We start from the raw sequence: 16,917 nt of genomic DNA, 5'->3' as shown, positions 1-16,917 counted from the left end.
AACGCCTGACGCGCGGACGTCCGGTCTCAGGCCTTGCTCTTCTTGGCCCGCTCGATGCCCTCGACGATCAGTCGCTGCGCATCGGCCGCATCGCCCCAGCGCAGGATCTTCACCCACTTGCCGGGCTCCAGATCCTTGTAGTGCTGGAAGAAATGCTCGATCTGCTTCAGCGTGATGTCGGGCAGGTCGGTGTAGGTGAGCACGCGATCATAGCGCTGGGTGAGGTGGGCTGACGGCACGGCGATGATCTTCTCGTCCTCGCCCGCATTGTCCTCCATCACCAGCACGCCGACAGGACGCACGTTCATGACGCCGCCGGGGATGATCGCCCGGGTATTGGCCACCAGAACGTCGCAGGGGTCGCCGTCGCCCGAAAGGGTGTGGGGAATGAACCCGTAATTCCCCGGATAGCGCATGGCGGTATACAGGAACCGATCGACGAACAGGGCACCCGATTCCTTGTCCATCTCGTATTTGATGGGCTCGCCGCCGAGCGGCACCTCGATGATGACGTTCACGTCGTGGGGCGGGTTCTTTCCGATCGAGATCGCGTCAAGGCGCATACGGGCTCCTCCGAAGGCAAAAGGCCACAAGCTTTCCGCTTCACTAGCGGCAGCCGCGTCAGGCAACAAGAAGCGATGAGGCAATTAGGTAAAGAGATAGGCGATCTTGGCTAACGGAACGCCGCCGATGCGCTCCTCCACGTGGGCGATGCTGCGCCCGCCGAGGCTCTCGTAAAAACCGCGTGCGCGCGGATTGTCGGCCAAGGCCCAGACCGCGACGCGGGGCATCTCGCGATCGCGCAGATCGTTGCGGACTGCCTTGAACAGGCGTTTGCCGTACCCGACGCCCTGATATTCCGGCGTGAGGTAGAGCTCGTCGATTTCCCCGTCCGCGTGCAGCCCGCGGTTGCGGCAGCGCCCGTATGACACGTAGCCCACCACCCCCTCGCCCACATCCAGCACCACGAGGGGCCGGCCACGCCCGATGGCCGAGCGCCACCATTCGGCGCTGCGGCGGGCGATCAGCTTCTCGAGGGCGAGACCCGGGATGACGCCCTGATAGGCTTCGCGCCAGGAGGCGTCGAACACACGGGAGAGACCGACCGAATCCTCGGTCTTGGCGCGGCGAATGCTGACGAGAAGATCACTCATGGGACATGAACTTCAGAAAAAAGTCGGTGCAACGGGAAGAGGCACGGTCATTCAGTCGGCAACGCAGCATCTGGCCGGGAGCGTTAATGCGGCGTTAACGGACATCCGATCACAACCTGAGCCGCCTGACAATCGCATGCCGGCAAAGGTTGCAGCCCTCCCGTTCCGACGGCGCGGGCCATATCGCCGCAACGCCGGGCTGCCCTTGCGGGCCGGTGCGACAATCGCCACTTTGGGCCCCGCACAGGGACCGCCCATGACACGCCGCACGATCAGCCGGATTCTCGCCCTTCCGGGCCGCACTGCCAGAGGGCTGATCGGGGGAGGCCGGGCGCCCAATCCCTATTATGCCGGCCCGCCGAGCGACCACTTCGACGGCGTGCGCTTTCACCTCCCGGCCCAGCCGACCGACAAGGGCCTGGGCGACATGCTCCGGTGGCAGCTGAAGCGCGAGCGCACCCCCTGGCCCAAACATTTTCCGAGTCCGTTTCGCGACGTGCCGCCCGCCGCCGTGGCAGGTCTGCGAATCGTGCTGATCGGCCACGCGTCATTCCTCATCCAGGTCGCGGGACTCAACATTCTGATCGACCCGGTTTTTTCCGACCGGGCGAGCCCGTTCACTTTCGCGGGACCGCGGCGGGTCAATGCCCCGGGGATCGCGTTTGACGATCTGCCGCCGATCCATGCGGTGCTGCTGACCCACAATCACTACGACCATCTCGACCTTGCGACTCTGGGCCGGTTGTGGCGGCGGGACCGGCCGCGGCTGATCGCCCCGCTCGGCAACGACACCATCATCCAGGCAGCCTTTCCCGACATCGCGGTCGAGACCCACGACTGGGACGGGACAGCGGATCTCGGGTCCGGCGTGATCGCGCATCTGCGGCCAGCCTGTCACTGGTCGGCGCGGGGCGTGCGGGACCGGCGCATGGCCCTGTGGTGCGCCTATGTGCTCACCACACCCTCAGGCACGATCTATCACGTGGGCGATACCGGATTCGGCGACGGCGCGATCTTCCGCGATCTCAGCGACCGATTTGGCCCGCCGCGGGTGGCCAACCTGCCGATCGGCGCCTATGAGCCGCGCTGGTTCATGCAGCCGATGCACATGAACCCGCAGGATGCGGTCGAGGCCCTCCAGATTCTCGGCGCCGCGCAGGCCCTGGGGCATCATTGGGGAACGTTCAGGCTGACCGACGAGGGAATCGAGGCGCCGGTCGCGGCGCTCGCCACCGCCCTGCAGACAGCCGACATCCCGCCCGGGCGGTTCCGTGCCCTGCGTCCGGGCGAAGCCTGGGAGGCGTGAGGCGAGGCCTCACTCCTTGGGCTGGACGTAGATGTTCACCTCGAGATCGGGATCGTTGGCGTCCTTCATCTCGCTCACATATTCCTCGATGAACGCGTCGCGGGCGACGATGTCCTTAGCGTCGAGATAGGCCGTGATCGTCTCGTAGGTGCCGTCGATCTCCTCGTAGGCATCCTTGTGCACGAACCGGTAGGCCTTGCCCTCCGGCGTCTTGCCGAGCCTCACGTCGGGCGAGAGTTCGGTCTTGCCCTCAGGCGCGGCCGCGATGGGAATCATGGCGTCGAAGCGAAAACCCTGATCGTCCGTGTGCACGAAGACCGTGACGGGCTTGCCAGTGGGTTCGATGCCGGCGCGCTTGAGCTCCGCCTCGATCTTGGCAAAGGTCCCTTTGAGGGTCTCGAAAGCCTCGTCCCAGGTGGTCGTTCCGGTGGCGATCGCGGCGGGCTTGCCCGGCAGCATGACCTCTTCGACGTTGGTGGGATCGCCCGGCGTCGGAATGAGGGTGGTCCGGGCCCCGGTGATGGCCGGCGCGGGCGGGACGGGGGCAGCGGGCGGCGGCGACGGGGCAGGAGCCGGCACGACCGGAGCCGCTGGCGGCGGCGGCAAGGGCGCGGTCTCGACCGGCGGCACGACCGCCGGGGGGGTCTGCGCGAGGGAGAGACCTGGGCAAAGAGCAACGGCCAGGCACACAGAAATCAGACGGAGCCGCATCGGGGGTCTCTCACGAATCAACGAGGACGATTGCAACGCAGCATAGAGGCGTTTGTGTGTGTTCGCGAGGCCAGCACTGTGGCGGGATCCGGCCCCGGCCGGATCAGCCCAACGCCGTCATCACCGATCGTTCTCGGGCGCATTCCACCCTTGCGCACCGCCCCCTCGCGATGGCGCGCGTTTTGAGCCATATACGACTGATGAGCGCGCTCGCGAACACCCGTTTCCTGAAAATGAACGGTCTCGGCAACGAGATCACCGTGCTGGATCTGCGCGGCACCGCCACGCGCGTCTCGGCCGGAGAGGCCCGGGCGATCGCCGCCGACCCGCGCTCGCATTTCGACCAGCTTATGGTTCTGCACGATCCGGTCACGCCCGGCACCGACGCCTATCTGCGCATCTACAATACCGACGGCTCGGAATCCGGCGCCTGCGGCAACGGCACGCGCTGCGTTGCCTGGGCGATGCTGAGCGATCCCGCCATGAGCCGGCCTGCGGGCGCCAGTCTCCTGCTTCAAACCAAGGCGGGTCTCCTCCCGGTCGAACGGTTGGCCGAGGATGTGTTTGCTGTGGATATGGGTCCACCCCTTTTCGCCTGGCAGGAGATTCCGTTGGGGATCCCCTTTCCCGATACCCGCACCATCGCGGTGGCGCCGCTTCCCGGCCTGCCCGAGCTTCAGGGGCCGTCGGCGGTGAGCATGGGCAATCCGCATGCGGTGTTTTTCGTCGCCGATGCCACCGCCTACGACCTCTCCCGCATCGGACCGGTTCTCGAACACGATCCCGTCTTTCCGGAACGGGCCAACATCTCGCTGGCGCAGATTCTCGCGCCCGACCACATCCTGCTGCATGTGTGGGAGCGTGGTGCCGGCCAGACGCGGGCCTGCGGGTCGGCGGCCTGCGCGACGCTTGTCGCCGCAGCCCGCAAGGGGCTGACCGGCCGCACGGCCACCGTCACCCTGCCGGGCGGCGATCTCTTGATCGCCTGGCGGGACGCCGACGACCATGTTGTGATGACCGGGCCGATCGCCCTGGAGCACGAGGGCCGGTTCTCCCCTGCCCTGTTCGCGGCCGTGGCCTGATGACGGTCGAGGTCGTCACCTTCGGCTGCCGGCTCAACATCGCCGAATCCGAGGCGATGCAACGCCATGCGGAAGAGGCAGGCCTTGCGGATCTGGTCATCGTCAACACCTGCGCGGTGACGCAGGAAGCCTCCCGGCAGGCGCGCCAGGCGATCCGCCGCATCGCCCGCGAGAAACCGCAATCCCGCATCGTCGTCACCGGCTGTGGCGCGCAGGTCGAACCCGACAGCTTTGCGGCGATGGCAGAGGTGGCCCAGGTCATCGGCAACGACGAGAAGATGAAGGCCGGGACGTTTCATGCCCTGCGCGATCTCCATGTGGGAACGGGCGACAAGATCCACGTCACCGACATAATGGCCGTGAAGGAGACCGCCCTTCACCTCGTCGATGGGCTGCGCGGACACACCCGCGCGTTCGTTCAGGTGCAGAACGGCTGCGACCATCGCTGCACCTTCTGCATCATCCCCTATGGGCGCGGCAATTCGCGCTCGGTCCCCATGGGCGCCGTGGTCGACCAGGTGCGCATGCTCGTTGAAAACGGGTCGCGCGAAGTGGTGCTGACCGGCGTCGACATCACCAGCTACGGCCGCGACCTGCCGGGCGAGCCGGCTTTGGGCAAACTCGTCAAGGCCCTGCTGCGCCACGTGCCCGACCTCGAGCGGCTGCGCCTCTCATCGATCGATTCCGTCGAGGCGGATGACGATCTGCTCGACGTGATCGCCACCGAAACCCGCCTGATGCCGCATCTGCACCTCTCGCTCCAGGCCGGCGACGACATGGTGCTGAAGCGCATGAAGCGCCGGCACAGCCGCGCCGATGCGATCGCCTTCTGCGACACGGTGCGGGCGTTGCGCCCCGACATGGTGTTCGGGGCCGATCTGATTGCGGGTTTTCCGACCGAGAGCGAGGCCATGTTCGCCCGATCCCTCGACATCGTGGACGAATGCGGCCTGACCCATCTCCACGTCTTTCCCTTCTCGCCCCGGCCGGGCACGCCGGCCGCCCGCATGCCCGCGGTTCCGCGCGCGGTGGTGAAGGAGCGCGCCGGTCGCCTGCGCGCCCGCGGCGCGGAAGCACTCATCGCCCATCTCGACCGGGAGGTCGGGCAGCAGCGCGAGGTTCTGATCGAACTGAACCAGCTCGGCCGCACGCAGGCCTTCACGCCGGTGCGCTTTTCAGCACCGGTCCCGCGCGGCGAGATCCGGCAGGTGACCATCGCCGGCCATGACGGGCGCGTGCTGTTGGCCGGCTGAGGCTAGGACGCGCCCGTGCTGGCGTCGACCGCCTCGCGCATATGCGCCGGAACCGCCGATACCACCACGATGGCGGGTTTCTTGGGATAAAGCGGCACGCTGACCTGCCGGGCATGAAGATGCAGGCCGGGGCCGTGGAAGCGTGGCGCGGTGCCGTAGATCGTATCACCCAGAATGGGCCAGCCGGACGCCGCGCAATGGACGCGCAGCTGATGGGTGCGGCCCGTGACGGGGCGCAGCTCCAGCAGGGTTTTTCCCTCGTGACGCCCCACAACACGCCAGCGCGTCAGCGCCGGCTGTCCTTTCGGGTCGACCTTCATCCACCAGCCGCGATCGGGCGATTTGGGTGCCAGCGCCAGCGCGATCTCGCCGTCGTCGTCGTCCGGCCCGCCCTCGACCACGGCCCAATAGACCTTGTCGACGGCGTTTTCGCGAAACAGGGTGTTGAGCCGTGCCAGCGCCTTGGGATGCCGGCCCAGGATCAGGCAGCCGGCCGTGTCCTTGTCGAGACGATGGGCGGCCTCCGGGCGGCGTGGAAGGCCGAACCGCAGGGCATCGAGATGATCCGTCAGCGTCTCGCCGCCCTTGGGGCCGGGATGCACCGGCAGGCCGGCGGGTTTGTCGATCACGAGCATCAGGGCATCGCGATAGAGCACTTTCGACACTATCTCTTCCGCATTCATGAGGCCTCGGCTATCGAGGCTTGCACACCAAGTAAAGAGGCGGCACCCACCCCCATGGCCGAAACCAAGCCCGACAAGCCCGGATTTTTCGCTCGCCTGTTCGGGAGACCGGCGGACGAGCAGCCGATTCCGGACTCAACGGTCGCGCCTGCCGCCGACGCGCAAGCCACGCCTGCGCCCACGCCCGCGCCCGCGCCTGCTGAGTTGGAGAAGCCGGCAGGGCTCGATCTCGCGAATGCGGCCGCCGATTTCGCCGCCGCCCCCGCAGCGCCGCCACCTGATGAGGTCGCCGCCGAGCCGCTGCCGGAGGCGCTGGCCGGAGCCGATCTCCAGCCGATCGCCGCCGATCCGGCCCCCCAAGTCTCTGCCCCCCAAGTTTCGGCCCCCCAAGTCCCGGCCCCCCAAGTCCCGCCCGAAGCCGATCCGGTCCCCGCGCCGGCGACCGCCGATGCACCCCAGAGCTGGTGGCAGCGCCTGTCGCTCGGCATGCGCCGCACCTCCTCCTCGCTGTCCGAGAGCGTCACCGGGCTGTTCACCAAGCGCAAGCTCGACCAGGCGACCCTCGATGATCTGGAGGACGCCCTCGTGCGGGCGGATCTGGGCGTCGCCACCGCTTTGCGGATCACCGAGGCGGTCTCGGCCGGGCGCTACGACAAGGAGATCGCCCCCGAGGAGGTCAAGGCCATTCTGGCCCGCGAGGTCGAGAAGACGCTCTCGGCCGTGGCCCTGCCCCTCGTCATCGACCGCACCCGCAAGCCCTATGTGATCCTGATGGTGGGGGTGAACGGGGCCGGCAAGACCACCACCATCGGCAAGCTGTCGCAGAAATTCCGCCAGCAGGGCCTGAGCGTGATGCTGGCGGCGGGCGACACCTTCCGGGCCGCCGCCATCGAGCAGCTGAAGGTCTGGGGCGACCGGGTCGGCGCACCCGTGATCGCCCGCCCCCAGGGCTCGGATGCGGCGGGCCTTGCCTTCGACGCGCTCGTGGCGGCGAAAGCCGCAGGGTCCGATGTGCTCATCATCGACACCGCCGGACGGCTGCAGAACAAGACCGGCCTGATGGCCGAGCTGGAAAAGATCGTCCGGGTGCTGAAAAAAGGCGACCCCGACATGCCTCACGCCATCCTTCTGGTGCTCGACGCCACCGTCGGCCAGAATGCCCTGAGCCAGGTCGAGCTGTTTCAAAAGGCCGCAGGCGTCACCGGGCTCGTCATGACGAAGCTCGACGGGACGGCCCGGGGCGGCATTCTCGTGGCGCTGGCGGCGCGCTTCGGCCTGCCGGTGCATTTCATCGGCGTCGGTGAGGGCGTCGAGGATCTGGAGCCTTTCGCGGCGCGGGATTTCGCCCGCGCCATCGCGGGGCTCGACAACGCCTGATTGGCGGGTGCCGAAAACCCGCCACCTTTTCGTCGACAATGGGCTAGAAGACACCTCATGACCGATCAGAAACGCCTTCCGCCGCTCCTCAAACTCGTCCTCGAACTCGGGCCCCTGGCGCTGTTCTTCGTCGCCAATGCCTATTCGGGCCGGTTCGGCTATGGGGACGATCAGCGCATTTATGTGGCGACCGGCCTGTTCATCGTCGCCACCCTGATCGCGCTCGCCATCAGCTACGCGCTGACGCGCAAGCTGCCGATCATGCCGATGGTGTCGGGGGTCGTGGTGCTGGTCTTCGGCGGCCTGACGCTTGCCCTGCACAACGAGATCTTCATCAAATTGAAGCCCACTATCGTCAACACCCTGTTCGGCGTGATCCTCCTGGGCGGCCTCTATTTTCGCAAGAACCTGCTGCAGATCGTCCTCGACAGCGTGTTCGAGCTGACCGAGGAGGGCTGGCGCAAGCTGACCTTCCGCTGGGCGTTGTTCTTCTTCGCCCTGGCGATCCTCAACGAAATCGTCTGGCGGACCCAGACGACGGATTTCTGGGTCAGCTTCAAGGTGCTGGGCATCATGCCGCTGACGATCGTCTTCGCGCTCGCCCAGACCCCGCTTCTGCTGCGCTACGACGCCAGCAAGAAGGAAGCCTGAGCCGCTTTCGAGACGACCCTGTCGCGTCAGTCTAGACCCGCTCCTCGGCATTCGGCGTCAGCAGCACGAGCTTGCGGCTGACCCCGGGGAGGGGCTCGCATTCGACCACGTGCCACAGGGCTTCCTCGCCGGCGGCCGCGACCACATCCCACGACGCGAGGCAGTCGCAATCGACGTTCTTCGTGGCCTGCTCGATGCGCGCCGCCGTGTTGACGGTCTCGCCCAGAACGGTGAATTCGAGCCGGTCGTCATCGCCCACGACACCGCAGAACATTTCTCCCGTATGAATCCCGATGCCAATCCGCAGGGCGGGCTCGAAGTTGCGCTTGGCGTTCCAGCGCCGCACCAGTTCGAGAAGCGTACGGCCGCAGGCAAGCGCGCGCGTCGCGTCGTCGGGACCCGCTGCCGGCACGCCGAACAGGATCAGCGCGCCGTCCCCGGTGAACTTGTCGATCATCCCCCCGTGCTGGGTTGCGGCCCTGACGACCCGGCGGCGAAACGACGAGATGAAGATGGCAAGCCGCGCCGGATCCATGCTCTCGCCGAAGCTTGAGGAGGCCCGGATATCAACAAAGAGCAGCGTCGCCGAAATGCGCTGTCCGGCCCGCAGGTCGTCGAAGGTGCGATCGGACAGGATCGGTGCGAGTTCGCGCGGCAGATAGCGGGTGAGGCTGACCCGCAGGGTCGTCTCACGCACGGCCCGCTCCAGCAGCAGGCGGCCCTGCCGCGCCACCAGGATCAGGATCAGGGCGGCGGCAAACACCATCACGATCCGAATGAGGTTCGATTGCGGCGAGAAGAACCCGGCCAGCTGCGCCAGCTCCGCGCTGCGCTCCCCGGGCGGCGACACGCCCTCGCTGAAGGCCAGCACCGAGAGGCCAATCACATAGACGGCCGCCACATAGACCTGCAGGCGCGGCTGATAGTGGATGGCCGCCGCCGCCATGGTGATGGGCACCACCCAGGCGACCGGGAAAATGGCAAAGAACTCGCCGCCAAGGCCGATGCCCCAATGGCTGTAGGCGAGGTTGCCCAGCACCAGGAGGGCATCGAGGCTTGCCGTGATCGCCGGCAGTTTGCGCACGGCAATCCGCCGCGCTGCCAGAAGCCCGCCGAGCCAGCCAAGCGCGCCGAAGAGCACGAGGGTGAGCTCAGCGGCGCGGATCTGCTTCATGGCGGCAGGGCCGGTGATGTCGAGGCTTGCGGTCGCGAGCACCACCGACAGGAACAGCAGGGCCGCCACGACGATGCGGGCGAGGCCTGCCCGACGAAGGGCCGCCACATCCGCCTCGCGAATCAGGCGGTAAGTGGCCTCGCTGAGCTGATGGGTCGTGCGCAGATGCCGGAAGGAGCTCCAGGCGGAGGCCACGCGCGGCCGCAGGCTGCCCCTGCGGGGCGGCGAATCCTCGGACATCACGATGGGGATTGCTTTCTCACGTCCGGTGGACCCTCGCCTCGAATTGCGCGACGTGTCATTGGATTTGGGCGAAACAGTGCCCAATGACAGGAATTGATGATCAATGACGGCGACGCCCGTGGCCATCGAAATCTACGTGGACGCGGATGCGTGCCCGGTAAAGCCCGAAATCTACAAGGTGGCCGAGCGTCATCGCGTCAAGGTGTTCGTGGTGGCCAACAGTTTTCTGACCGTCCCGCGCGACCCGCTGATCGAGCGGGTGGTGGTGAGCGACGGGTTTGACGCGGCCGATGACTGGATCGCGCAGCGCGCCGGGCGCGGCGCCATCGTGATCACGGCCGATATTCCGCTCGCCAGCCGCTGCGTCCAGGCCGGCGCCGACGTGATAGGCCCCACGGGTCGCCCCTTCACGCAAAATTCCGTCGGCATGGCGCTGGCCACCCGCAACCTGATGGAGGACCTGCGGGCCATGGGCGACGTCACCGGCGGTCCGAAACCGTTTTCCCCGAAGGATCGCTCGGCGTTTCTGGGCGCCCTGGACGTTGCGATTGTGCGGTTGAAACGAGCGGGGTTCACCAGTCTCGGCGGTGCCTAACACCGAGTCAGGGGGCGGCGACCTTCGCCAGTACCGCCTTGAATCCCGAAATATTCTCCGGCGTCAACGGCCCGATCTGCTTGTGGCGGATGGTGCCGTCCGGGCCGACGATGAAGGTCTCGGGGACGCCGTAGACGCCCCAATCGATGGAAGCGCGGCCCTTCGGATCGGTGCCGACGGCCGCAAACGGATTGCCCAGCGCGCCGAGAAAGCGGCGGGCATTGTCCGGGTTGTCGCGCTGGTTGATGCCCACGACGCGCACGGCGGGGTCGCGGGCGAGGTCCATCAGCAGCGGATGCTCCTGCCGGCATGGGCCGCACCAGGAGGCCCAGACATTGACGATGGTGGTCCGGCCCTTGAGATCCGCGTCCGTCAGGCCGGGGACCGGCTTGCCGTCCGAGAGCAGGCCCTCGAGGGGGGCGAGCGCGAAGACGGGCGCGGGGCGGCCGATGAGGGCGGACGGCACCTGAGAAGGGTCGCCGCCGCCAAGGCGAAACACGAAGAGCAGCGCAAGGCCGACAAACACGAGGACGGGCAGCAGGACCAAAAGCCGCCGGCGGGGCCTGGCCTCCTCGGCCAGCGGGGCGATCTCCGTCATGGTCGCGGTCCCGACCGGCGTCCGGCGCCGCGGGCCTCGAGCGCGGCGAGCGCCCGCTGCTGGAGGCGGGCATCCACCACCGCCCGGACAATCAGCGCCGCCACCACGAGGCCCGTGATCGCATAGGCGCCGACGATGAAAACCCCGTGGGACATGGCTCAGGCCGCCTGTGCGTCGAGGCGTTCGGCCTCGAGGATGGTGAGGGTGCGGACCCGCCGCCGCAGGATTTCCGTGCGGATGCCCGAGAGGTGCAGGGCCAGCCCGAGCAACGTGAAGGCGAGCGCCATGACCAGCAGGGGGATCAGCATGGAGGCGTGGATCGTCGGTCCGCCCAGGCGGAACACCGAGGCCGGCTGGTGGAGGGTGTTCCACCAATCCACCGAGAATTTCACGATGGGCACGTTGACGGCGCCCACCAGGGTGAGGATCGAGACCGCTCGCGCGGCCCGGTTGGGCTCCTCGACGGCGCGCCAGAGGGCCAGAATGCCGCCATAGATCAGCAGCATCACGAGCATCGAGGTGAGCCGCGCATCCCATTGCCAATAGGTGCCCCACATGGGCTTGCCCCACAGGGAGCCGGTGACGAGGCAGATCAGCGTGAAGGCGGCCCCGATGGGAGCGGCGGCCTTTTGCGACACATCCGCCAGCGGATGGCGCCAGACCAGCGTGCCCAGGGCGGACGCCACCATGATCACGTAGAAGAAGAGCCCGAGCCAGGCGGCCGGCACGTGGATGTACATGATGCGGACGGTGTCGCCCTGCTGGTAATCCGCAGGCGACACGAACCAGACCAGATACAGGCCGAAGGCCAGCAGCAGCGCCGACGCGGCGGCAAGCCACGGCAGAAGCCGGCCGCTGAGGCCCATGAAACGGGTCGGATTGGCAAGTTCGCGGATCATGCGCTTGGATGTAGCGGGAGGCCGGCCCGCCCGCAATGCGAGGATTGCCGCAAGGCAGCGCGGCAGGCGCATTGCGTTTTCTGCTTCCCTCCCGGTTCGGTCCGGGTCAGGCTTGACCAGGGCTCGCCTGTCTTTGATGGATGGCCACCACAGCTAAGGACCGCCGAGATGCCCAGCGCCGTCGACAATCTCCTCTCCATCCTCGACCTCGAGCAACTCGAGCTCAACCTGTTTCGCGGCCAGAGTCCGAAAGTCGGCTGGCAGCGGGTGTTCGGCGGACAGGTGATCGGCCAGGCGCTGGTGGCGGCAAGCCGCACCGTCGAGGGCCGCCAACCCCATTCGCTGCACGGCTATTTCATGCTGCCGGGCGACCCCAAGGTGCCGATCATCTACGAGGTCGACCGGATCCGCGACGGCGGCAGCTTCACCACCCGGCGGGTGGTGGCGATCCAGCACGGCAACGCGATCTTTTCCATGTCGGCCTCGTTCCAGATCGAGGAGCCGGGATTCGATCACCAGGCGCCGATGCCCGATGTTCCCGGACCCGACTCGCTCCCCAACGAGGAGACCATGCAGCAGCAGCTGGTGGCGGCGATGCCGGAGCCGATGCGGACCTATTACGAGCGCGAGCGGCCCATCGAGATGCGCCCCGTCGAGTTGCAGCGCTACATGTCCAAGGATCCGATGCCGCCGATCTTCCATGTCTGGATCCGCGCCACCCAGCCGCTGCCGGACGATCCGTCGATTCATCAGGCGGTGCTGGCCTACGCGTCCGACATGACGCTGCTCGACACCTCCCTGATGCCCCACGGCGAGACGGTGTTCGACAAGGCCATCCAGGCCGCCAGCCTCGACCACGCGCTGTGGTTTCACCGGCCGTTCCGGGCCGACGAATGGCTGCTCTATGCGCAGGACACGCCGAGCGCGTCGGGCGCGCGAGGCTTTTCCCGTGGCTCGATCTTCAAGCAGGACGGCACCCTGGTGGCCTCGGTGGCGCAGGAAGGCTTGATCCGGGATCGCCGCCTCCGGCCTGCCTGATTTTTAAGCAGACTGACCGCGAACGATCCTTTGGCTCCTGCCTGTTTGATAGGCAGGAGAAGGTGGGGCCGGATTCCTAAGGTTTGGCATCATTCTTGCTTTGAGTGGTGCGATACCCGCCTTGCGGCGGGAGTTGATCAGGAAACCGGGGCTTTGAGCGCGCCAGAAGACGGGCTCGGGCCTACGCCACTAAGGGGGCATAACCCATGAAAATCGTGATGGCGGTCATCAAGCCGTTCAAGCTGGACGAGGTGCGCGATGCGCTGACCGCGCTCGGCGTCCACGGCCTCACCGTGACCGAGGTAAAGGGCTACGGACGACAGAAGGGCCACACCGAAATCTATCGCGGGGCCGAATACGCCGTGAGCTTCCTGCCGAAGCTGAAGATCGAGGTGGCGGTAGCCAGCGATCTGGTTCCCAGCGTGATCGACGCGATCATCGCGTCTGCCCGCACCGGCCAGATCGGCGACGGCAAGATCTTCGTCCTGTCGCTGGAAAAGGCGGTTCGCATCCGCACGGGCGAGACCGATGTCGACGCTCTCTGAGACCGCTTTCCCCTCATCCCGCCTGTCCTTCTGCCGGAGTTTCAATCCGATGAATCGTCGTCTTCTCGCAACCATCCTCGGAGGCGCCGGGCTTTGCCTGCTCGCATTCGAGCCGGCCCTCGCGCAGGATGCCGTAGCCCCCACCGTCAACAAGGGCGACACCGCCTGGATGCTCGTCTCGACCATCCTCGTCATCCTCATGACGATCCCGGGCCTTGCGCTGTTCTACGGCGGCCTCGTGCGCACCAAGAACATGCTCTCCCTGCTGACCCAGGTCTTCGCGGTGTTCAGCCTGGTGTCGATCCTGTGGGTCTTCTACGGCTACTCGCTGGCCTTCACGTCCGGCCCCGGCAGCCTCGGGGCCATCATCGGCGGCTTCTCCAAGGCCTTCCTGGCCGGCGTCACTACCGACAGCACGGCCGACACCTTCACCAAGGGCGTGGCGATTCCGGAATTCTCGTTCCTCGCCTTCCAGCTCACCTTCGCGGCGATCACGCCGGCCCTCATCGTCGGCGCCTTCGCCGAACGCATGAAGTTCAGCGCCATCCTGCTGTTCACCGGCCTGTGGCTGACCTTCGTGTACCTGCCCATCGCCCACATGGTGTGGTTCTCGGAAGGCTACCTGTTCGGCCTCGGCGCCCTCGACTTCGCGGGCGGCACGGTCGTGCACATCAACTCGGGCGTCGCGGGCCTCGTCGGCTGCATCCTCGTCGGCAAGCGCATCGGCTACGGCAAGGATCTGCTGGCCCCGCATTCGCTGACCCTGACCTTCGTGGGCGCCTGCCTTCTGTGGGTCGGCTGGTTCGGCTTCAATGCCGGCTCCAACCTCGAGGCCACCGGCGGCGCGGCGCTTGCCGTGCTCAACACCATCCTGGCGCCGGCAGCAGCCGGTCTCGCCTGGATGACGGCGGAAGCCTTCGGCAAGGGCAAGGCCTCGCTGCTCGGCATCGCGTCCGGCGCGGTGGCGGGCCTCGTCGCCATCACGCCCGCGGCCGGTCTTGCGGGCCCCATGGGCTCGATCGTCCTCGGTCTCGTGGCGGGCGTCGTCTGCTACTTCGCCGTGACGGGCGTGAAGAATGCGCTGGGCTATGACGACGCGCTCGACGTGTTCGGCATCCATGGCGTGGGCGGCATCGTCGGCGCCATCGGCACCGGCATCGTGGCGGCCCCCGCACTCGGCGGCTACGGCGTCGGCGAGTACTCCATCGGCGGCCAGGTCTGGACCCAGATCATCGCCGTGGTGGTGACCCTGCTATGGACCGGCATCGGTTCGCTGATCCTCTTCAAGATCGTCGACATGGTCGTGGGCCTGCGGGTGTCGCCCGAAGCCGAGCGCGAAGGTCTCGATCTCGCCGAGCACGGCGAGCGCGCCTACAACTACTAAGGCGCCAGACACGCGTCGAAATCCCGCTGGAGCGTCCCTTGGCGCTCCGGCCAACAAGCCCTCCAGAGGCACGCAACAAAAAAAGCCCCGACCTTTCCGGTCGGGGCTTTGTCGTTTGGCGCGGGATCAGCCTTCGCGGACCAGCCGCTTGAGCTTGTCGCGGCGCGTGGCCTCGGGTTCCTGGAAATTCGACGACCCGAAGAAATCGCCGTTGCGGTCCATCAGGAAGATGGTCGCCGTGTGGTCCATCGTGTAGCCCGACTCGGTCGGCACCTTCTTGTAGAAGACCTTGTATTCCTTCGCGGCGGCGGCGACCGTCGCGTCGTTTCCCGTCAGTCCGATGATGCGCGGATCGAAGGACGACAGATAGGTCTTCATCAGTTCCGGCGTGTCGCGCTCCGGGTCGACCGAGACGAACACCACGTTGAGCTTGCCGGCATCCGCCCCCATCGCCTCGAGATCGGCCGTGAGGTCGAAGAGGGTCGTGGGGCAGACCTCCGGGCAATGGGTGAAGCCGAAGAAGAGGGCCGAAGGCTTGCCCTTCAGGCTCTCGCTCGAGAAGGCCTTGCCGTCCGCGCTCGTGAGCGTGAACGGCCCGCCGATCGGCACCCGCGCGGCCGCGATCTTCCCCCCCGGCGCGAGATACAGGAGGGTGCCGAGAAGCATGAGGGCCGCGACGAGAAAGACGCTGAGCGGCAGCAGCAGGGAGCGTTTGAGAATCATGATGGTGTCCGATCCTGCTCAGTGATGCGCGTGAGCGCCGGCGGCCTCACCCGACATGCCGCGGACCTGGTAGGTGACGGCAATCGGTCCCGCCTTTTCGAAGACGAGGGTGCCGGACAGGACCTGGCCGTCCTTCAGACCCTCGCGCAGGTCGAGGAACATGAGGTGGAAACCGCCGGGCTTCAGCTCGACGGATTCGCCGGGCTTGATCGTCAGGCCGTCGGTCATCTGCTTCATCCGCATGATGTTGTCGGCCATCGACATTTCATGCACCTCGACGCGGCCGGCCAGCGGGAAGGTGCCACCGATGAGCCGGTCGGCCTCCTTGCCCGTATTGGTGACCCGCAGATAACCGCCGCCGACCTGCGCGCCCGCTGGCGTTGCCCGCGCCCAGGGTTGCTGAACGGTGATCGTGCCGGCGGTGAACGTCTTGGGAGCCGTCTCGTCGGCGACGATCCTGACTGTCGGGGCCGGCATCTTCAACGCGTTCGCATCCTGCCCGGGCGCTGTGATCTCGGTCCAGGATTCGCTTGCCTTGGCGCAGGTCTGGACGACCGGAAAGGCGAGCTCGGCGCCGGGCGCCACCGCATCGGTGACCCGCGCCTGGAAGACGAATTCGTCGAAATGGGCATCCGCCAGCGAGCCGGACCAGACGATCTCGCCGACGCCCTCGCTCACCGGCTTGCCATAGAGCTGGTAGGGAGCCGGATAGGTCGTCTGCACGGTGTCGAGGGTCCAGCCGGCCTTCGGCATCGGCTTGACGGCGATGACGCCGGCGGGAATCCGCACGCTGACTTTCAGGGTCGGCTGCCCGGCGCAGCCATGCGGCACCCGCAGCACGGCCTTGTAGGTGGTGTTCTGGGTGGCGCGCGGGGTTTCGAACGACACATGGGCGAAGGCGGGTGCGGCATGGACGAGGAATCCGGTCGCGACAAGCGCGCCGGAGGCAAGAAGGCGTTTCATGACAAGGTGGTCCTGATGAGAGTTCGGTCTTTCAAGCGCGGAGTGGCAGCCTCAAGCGAGGCGCGGCGGGGCGCGTGAACCGACAGGCAGGACGGCGGAAGCAACCGGCAGGGCATGGGGCGCCGGCAGCGTTCCAAGAGAAAGGAGAATCGGGCGGCGCTCCCGGAGCGATGACACCACCGGGGGAGGACCGGCCGAGACCGTCACGGCCCCGCAGCCGAGCAGGCAGCACAGGGCGTGGTCGGCCTGGCCGGATTCGTGCGGCGATCCTGCCGAACCGGTCTGAGCGCCCGGCAGGCACAGGGCGGTCTGCGGGGAGCCTGCCGCGTGCGCGTGCGTGGCCCCGCCCAGCGCCAGCAACAGGCCCTGCAGGACCAGCGCATAGGCGAGCGCCACGGCCATGGCCGTGCGTTTCCACCCGCGTTGCGACACCCCGATCGTCATGGCGGGACCATGATCCGGCAAGCCCGGCGCGTCAATCGTCGCGGACGCCCGTAGGGTTAAAGGACCCTTAACCCCGGACGTCCTAGGATCGGGA

Annotated in this window: 20 protein-coding genes; 9 read left to right on the top strand and 11 right to left on the bottom strand. The window is 67.1% G+C overall.

Annotated elements, in window-relative coordinates; genetic code table 11:
* Positions 1 to 26 precede the first annotated feature (26 nt).
* The gene (gene ppa / locus J4G32_RS15995; protein ID WP_210496410.1) at positions 27 to 563 is read right to left on the bottom strand and encodes an inorganic diphosphatase; all 537 of its coding nucleotides are present in this window, start codon (positions 561 to 563) and stop codon (positions 27 to 29) included.
* 84 nt (positions 564 to 647) lie between these two features.
* Positions 648 to 1,154, bottom strand: coding sequence for a GNAT family N-acetyltransferase (locus J4G32_RS15990; RefSeq protein WP_210496408.1), 507 nt, complete (start codon positions 1,152 to 1,154; stop codon positions 648 to 650).
* A 256-nt stretch (positions 1,155 to 1,410) separates the two neighbouring features.
* On the opposite strand from J4G32_RS15990, the gene J4G32_RS15985 reads away from it, so the two are divergent.
* Entirely contained in the window at positions 1,411 to 2,460 is a 1,050-nt protein-coding gene (locus J4G32_RS15985; RefSeq protein WP_210496406.1) for an MBL fold metallo-hydrolase, read from the top strand.
* Positions 2,461 to 2,469: 9 nt separating this feature from the next.
* On the opposite strand, the gene J4G32_RS15980 is transcribed toward J4G32_RS15985, so the two are convergent.
* Positions 2,470 to 3,171, bottom strand: coding sequence for a GyrI-like domain-containing protein (locus tag J4G32_RS15980; RefSeq protein WP_210496403.1), 702 nt, complete (start codon positions 3,169 to 3,171; stop codon positions 2,470 to 2,472).
* A 200-nt stretch (positions 3,172 to 3,371) separates the two neighbouring features.
* Between J4G32_RS15980 and dapF the strand changes: the two genes are divergently transcribed.
* Entirely contained in the window at positions 3,372 to 4,253 is an 882-nt protein-coding gene (gene dapF, locus J4G32_RS15975) for a diaminopimelate epimerase (RefSeq protein ID WP_210496401.1), read from the top strand.
* Entirely contained in the window at positions 4,253 to 5,506 is a 1,254-nt protein-coding gene (gene mtaB / locus J4G32_RS15970) for a tRNA (N(6)-L-threonylcarbamoyladenosine(37)-C(2))-methylthiotransferase MtaB (protein ID WP_210496398.1), read from the top strand. Before dapF ends, mtaB begins: the two co-directional genes overlap by 1 nt.
* 2 nt (positions 5,507 to 5,508) lie before the next feature.
* Here the strand turns inward: mtaB and J4G32_RS15965 are convergent, their stop codons facing one another.
* Complete coding sequence (locus tag J4G32_RS15965) at positions 5,509 to 6,189, bottom strand: RluA family pseudouridine synthase (protein ID WP_210496396.1); 681 nt, start codon at positions 6,187 to 6,189, stop codon at positions 5,509 to 5,511.
* Between the two features lie 54 nt (positions 6,190 to 6,243).
* Here J4G32_RS15965 and ftsY point away from each other — a divergent pair, with 54 nt between their 5' ends.
* Positions 6,244 to 7,566 carry a signal recognition particle-docking protein FtsY gene (gene ftsY / locus J4G32_RS15960; protein ID WP_210496393.1) on the top strand — a complete coding sequence of 441 codons (1,323 nt, stop codon included), beginning with the start codon at positions 6,244 to 6,246 and terminating at the stop codon, positions 7,564 to 7,566.
* 57 nt (positions 7,567 to 7,623) lie between these two features.
* Positions 7,624 to 8,217 carry a septation protein A gene (locus J4G32_RS15955; RefSeq protein WP_210496388.1) on the top strand — a complete coding sequence of 198 codons (594 nt, stop codon included), beginning with the start codon at positions 7,624 to 7,626 and terminating at the stop codon, positions 8,215 to 8,217.
* A gap of 31 nt (positions 8,218 to 8,248) precedes the next feature.
* On the opposite strand, the gene J4G32_RS15950 is transcribed toward J4G32_RS15955, so the two are convergent.
* Positions 8,249 to 9,631, bottom strand: a complete 1,383-nt coding sequence (locus J4G32_RS15950; RefSeq protein ID WP_210496387.1) for an adenylate/guanylate cyclase domain-containing protein — start codon at positions 9,629 to 9,631, stop codon at positions 8,249 to 8,251.
* A 106-nt stretch (positions 9,632 to 9,737) separates the two neighbouring features.
* Here J4G32_RS15950 and J4G32_RS15945 point away from each other — a divergent pair, with 106 nt between their 5' ends.
* A complete protein-coding gene (locus J4G32_RS15945; protein WP_210496386.1) occupies positions 9,738 to 10,229 on the top strand; it encodes a YaiI/YqxD family protein in 492 nt (163 codons plus the stop codon).
* 7 nt (positions 10,230 to 10,236) lie between these two features.
* Here J4G32_RS15945 and J4G32_RS15940 read toward each other — a convergent pair whose 3' ends face one another.
* Genes J4G32_RS15940 through J4G32_RS15930 form a run of 3 tightly spaced genes read right to left on the bottom strand, consistent with a single transcriptional unit; the run spans position 10,237 to position 11,726 of the window.
* Positions 10,237 to 10,827, bottom strand: coding sequence for a DsbE family thiol:disulfide interchange protein (locus J4G32_RS15940; RefSeq protein WP_210496382.1), 591 nt, complete (start codon positions 10,825 to 10,827; stop codon positions 10,237 to 10,239).
* Entirely contained in the window at positions 10,824 to 10,982 is a 159-nt protein-coding gene (gene ccmD / locus J4G32_RS15935) for a heme exporter protein CcmD (protein ID WP_210496377.1), read from the bottom strand. Before ccmD ends, J4G32_RS15940 begins: the two co-directional genes overlap by 4 nt.
* A 3-nt stretch (positions 10,983 to 10,985) precedes the next feature.
* A complete protein-coding gene (locus J4G32_RS15930; protein WP_210496621.1) occupies positions 10,986 to 11,726 on the bottom strand; it encodes a heme ABC transporter permease in 741 nt (246 codons plus the stop codon).
* Positions 11,727 to 11,894: 168 nt separating this feature from the next.
* Between J4G32_RS15930 and tesB the strand changes: the two genes are divergently transcribed.
* From tesB to J4G32_RS15915, 3 genes are all read left to right on the top strand, one after another.
* Complete coding sequence (tesB, locus tag J4G32_RS15925; RefSeq protein ID WP_210496375.1) at positions 11,895 to 12,764, top strand: acyl-CoA thioesterase II; 870 nt, start codon at positions 11,895 to 11,897, stop codon at positions 12,762 to 12,764.
* A 206-nt stretch (positions 12,765 to 12,970) separates the two neighbouring features.
* Positions 12,971 to 13,309, top strand: a complete 339-nt coding sequence (locus J4G32_RS15920; RefSeq protein WP_210496374.1) for a P-II family nitrogen regulator — start codon at positions 12,971 to 12,973, stop codon at positions 13,307 to 13,309.
* Positions 13,310 to 13,358: 49 nt separating this feature from the next.
* Positions 13,359 to 14,693, top strand: a complete 1,335-nt coding sequence (locus tag J4G32_RS15915) for an ammonium transporter (protein WP_210496371.1) — start codon at positions 13,359 to 13,361, stop codon at positions 14,691 to 14,693.
* Positions 14,694 to 14,819: 126 nt separating this feature from the next.
* Here the strand turns inward: J4G32_RS15915 and J4G32_RS15910 are convergent, their stop codons facing one another.
* The 3 genes from J4G32_RS15910 to J4G32_RS15900 are packed head-to-tail and all read right to left on the bottom strand — an operon-like array spanning position 14,820 to position 16,823.
* Positions 14,820 to 15,416 (bottom strand): SCO family protein, encoded by a 597-nt coding sequence (locus J4G32_RS15910; protein ID WP_210496368.1) that lies wholly within the window; start codon positions 15,414 to 15,416, stop codon positions 14,820 to 14,822.
* Positions 15,417 to 15,434: 18 nt separating this feature from the next.
* Positions 15,435 to 16,379: a DUF1775 domain-containing protein gene (locus J4G32_RS15905; protein WP_210496366.1), complete on the bottom strand. Its 945-nt coding sequence runs from the start codon at positions 16,377 to 16,379 to the stop codon at positions 15,435 to 15,437.
* A gap of 51 nt (positions 16,380 to 16,430) precedes the next feature.
* A complete protein-coding gene (locus tag J4G32_RS15900; RefSeq protein WP_210496364.1) occupies positions 16,431 to 16,823 on the bottom strand; it encodes a hypothetical protein in 393 nt (130 codons plus the stop codon).
* Positions 16,824 to 16,917 lie beyond the last annotated feature (94 nt).

The organism is Microvirga antarctica, from assembly GCF_017921815.1.
Taxonomy (GTDB): domain Bacteria; phylum Pseudomonadota; class Alphaproteobacteria; order Rhizobiales; family Beijerinckiaceae; genus Microvirga; species Microvirga antarctica.
The sequence above is the reverse complement of the archived record's forward strand: the minus strand, read 5'-3'. Positions and strand labels throughout refer to the sequence as shown.

Coding starts and splice junctions, on each gene's coding strand:
- ppa (WP_210496410.1), bottom strand. CDS start 563: ATGCGCCTTGACGCGATCTCGATCGGAAAGAACCCGCCCCACGACGTG.
- J4G32_RS15990 (WP_210496408.1), bottom strand. CDS start 1,154: ATGAGTGATCTTCTCGTCAGCATTCGCCGCGCCAAGACCGAGGATTCG.
- J4G32_RS15985 (WP_210496406.1), top strand. CDS start 1,411: ATGACACGCCGCACGATCAGCCGGATTCTCGCCCTTCCGGGCCGCACT.
- J4G32_RS15980 (WP_210496403.1), bottom strand. CDS start 3,171: ATGCGGCTCCGTCTGATTTCTGTGTGCCTGGCCGTTGCTCTTTGCCCA.
- dapF (WP_210496401.1), top strand. CDS start 3,372: ATGAGCGCGCTCGCGAACACCCGTTTCCTGAAAATGAACGGTCTCGGC.
- mtaB (WP_210496398.1), top strand. CDS start 4,253: ATGACGGTCGAGGTCGTCACCTTCGGCTGCCGGCTCAACATCGCCGAA.
- J4G32_RS15965 (WP_210496396.1), bottom strand. CDS start 6,189: ATGAATGCGGAAGAGATAGTGTCGAAAGTGCTCTATCGCGATGCCCTG.
- ftsY (WP_210496393.1), top strand. CDS start 6,244: ATGGCCGAAACCAAGCCCGACAAGCCCGGATTTTTCGCTCGCCTGTTC.
- J4G32_RS15955 (WP_210496388.1), top strand. CDS start 7,624: ATGACCGATCAGAAACGCCTTCCGCCGCTCCTCAAACTCGTCCTCGAA.
- J4G32_RS15950 (WP_210496387.1), bottom strand. CDS start 9,631: ATGTCCGAGGATTCGCCGCCCCGCAGGGGCAGCCTGCGGCCGCGCGTG.
- J4G32_RS15945 (WP_210496386.1), top strand. CDS start 9,738: ATGACGGCGACGCCCGTGGCCATCGAAATCTACGTGGACGCGGATGCG.
- J4G32_RS15940 (WP_210496382.1), bottom strand. CDS start 10,827: ATGACGGAGATCGCCCCGCTGGCCGAGGAGGCCAGGCCCCGCCGGCGG.
- ccmD (WP_210496377.1), bottom strand. CDS start 10,982: ATGTCCCACGGGGTTTTCATCGTCGGCGCCTATGCGATCACGGGCCTC.
- J4G32_RS15930 (WP_210496621.1), bottom strand. CDS start 11,726: ATGATCCGCGAACTTGCCAATCCGACCCGTTTCATGGGCCTCAGCGGC.
- tesB (WP_210496375.1), top strand. CDS start 11,895: ATGCCCAGCGCCGTCGACAATCTCCTCTCCATCCTCGACCTCGAGCAA.
- J4G32_RS15920 (WP_210496374.1), top strand. CDS start 12,971: ATGAAAATCGTGATGGCGGTCATCAAGCCGTTCAAGCTGGACGAGGTG.
- J4G32_RS15915 (WP_210496371.1), top strand. CDS start 13,359: ATGAATCGTCGTCTTCTCGCAACCATCCTCGGAGGCGCCGGGCTTTGC.
- J4G32_RS15910 (WP_210496368.1), bottom strand. CDS start 15,416: ATGATTCTCAAACGCTCCCTGCTGCTGCCGCTCAGCGTCTTTCTCGTC.
- J4G32_RS15905 (WP_210496366.1), bottom strand. CDS start 16,379: ATGAAACGCCTTCTTGCCTCCGGCGCGCTTGTCGCGACCGGATTCCTC.
- J4G32_RS15900 (WP_210496364.1), bottom strand. CDS start 16,823: ATGACGATCGGGGTGTCGCAACGCGGGTGGAAACGCACGGCCATGGCC.